We start from the raw sequence: 1,756 nt of genomic DNA, 5'->3' as shown, positions 1-1,756 counted from the left end.
GGGCCAACGGGCCAATAAACACCAGGTTGAGCAGTTGCGTGACGATCAGTGTGAAGATTGCGATCTTGACCGGCGTGCGGATGTTTTGCTGGGCGTAGAAGCCCGGCGCCAGCACTTTGATCACGATAATGCCGAGCAGACCGACGGAGTAGGCGACCAGTGCGCGCTGGGTCATTGACGCGTCAAACGCGCTGAACTGGCCGTATTGGAACAGCGACACGGTCAACGGCTCAGCCAGAATGCCCAGGGCCAGGGAACACGGCAACACCAGCATAAAGCACAGGCGCAGGCCCCAGTCGAGGATGCGCGAGTACTCCTGGCGGTCCTTGCTGGCATAGGTGCGCGACAGCGTCGGCAGCAAGATTGTGCCCAAGGCTACACCCAGTACGCCGGACGGCAACTCCATCAAGCGATCGGCGTAGTACATCCAGGAGACCGAACCGGACACCAGCAAGGATGCGAACGCAGTGTTGATGATCAGGGAAATCTGGCTCACCGACACGCCCAGGATCGCCGGCAGCATATTGCGCATCACGCGCCATACGCCGGTGTCCTTGAGGTTCAGGCGCGGCAGCACCAGCATGCCGATTTTTTTCAGGTGCGGCAGTTGGTACAGCAGCTGCGCCAGGCCGCCGGCCAGCACCGCCCAGCCCAGGGCCATAACCGGCGGGTCGAAGTACGGCGTCAGGAACAGCGCGAAAATAATCATGCTGACGTTCAGCAATGTCGGCACGAAGGCCGGTACCGAGAAACGGTTCCAGGTATTGAGGATCGCCCCGGCCAGGGAAGACAGCGAAATCAGCAATATATAAGGAAAGGTCACCCGCAACAGGTCAGTGGTCAGCGCGAATTTTTCCGGGGTATTGGCAAAACCGGGGGCCGTGGCCCAGATCACCCAGGGCGCGGCAAGCATGCCGACGAGGGTTACCAGCATCAGTACCAGGGTCAGCAAGCCCGAGACATAGGCAATAAAGGTACGGGTCGCCTCTTCACCCTGCTGGGTTTTGTATTCGGCCAGGATCGGCACGAAAGCCTGGGAGAATGCGCCCTCGGCGAAGATCCGCCGCAACAGGTTGGGCAGTTTAAAGGCAATAAAGAACGCATCCGTGGCCATGCTGGCGCCGAAAATGCGCGCCAGCAGGGTGTCACGCACAAACCCTAAAACCCGGGAGATCATCGTGATAGAGCTGACGGCAGCCAACGATTTGAGCAGATTCATTGAAAGAGTTTGCGCCTTTAGATAAAGAGCAGGCGAACAAAGCGCCCACTTATGCGATACTGCGCGCCTGCAACAGCACAGAGCCAAAGCTCGCGAGTTTACAGGTCAAGCGCCGGAAATAAATCACCCGCCTCTTCAGATCGACCACTCAGCAGTTCGCATCAGCCGCCCTTGACAACCCATCAAGTCATCGGCATGATTCGCGGCCTATTTTGTTTGCTATTTCCTAAAAAGTCTTTCGAGGAGCTCGACGGTGGCCAACACACCTTCCGCCAAAAAACGTGCAAAACAGGCTGAGAAGCGTCGCAGCCACAACGCCAGCCTGCGTTCCATGGTTCGTACCTACATCAAGAATGTAGTTAAAGCCATCGACACCAAAGACGCTGAAAAAGCTCAAGCTGCTTACGTTCTGGCTGTGCCTGTTATCGACCGTATGGCCGATAAAGGCATCATCCACAAGAACAAAGCCGCTCGTCATAAGAGCCGCCTGAATGGCCACATCAAGGCTCTGAACGTCGCTGCAGCAGCCTAAGTGGT

Annotated in this window: 2 protein-coding genes; one reads left to right on the top strand and one right to left on the bottom strand. The window is 57.2% G+C overall.

Annotation, left to right across the window (positions count from 1 at the left end):
• The coding region (gene murJ, locus FEM54_RS31920) for a murein biosynthesis integral membrane protein MurJ (protein WP_138454205.1) at window positions 1-1,219 on the bottom strand (1,219 nt) is incomplete at its 3' end.
• A 253-nt stretch (window positions 1,220-1,472) separates the two neighbouring features.
• Between murJ and rpsT the strand changes: the two genes are divergently transcribed.
• The gene (gene rpsT / locus FEM54_RS31915) at window positions 1,473-1,751 is read left to right on the top strand and encodes a 30S ribosomal protein S20 (protein WP_003171647.1); all 279 of its coding nucleotides are present in this window, start codon (window positions 1,473-1,475) and stop codon (window positions 1,749-1,751) included.
• Window positions 1,752-1,756 lie beyond the last annotated feature (5 nt).

Origin of the sequence: Pseudomonas edaphica, from assembly GCF_005863185.1 — a bacterium.
Taxonomy (GTDB): domain Bacteria; phylum Pseudomonadota; class Gammaproteobacteria; order Pseudomonadales; family Pseudomonadaceae; genus Aquipseudomonas; species Aquipseudomonas edaphica.
This window is presented reverse-complemented; position numbering and strand designations above follow the sequence as displayed.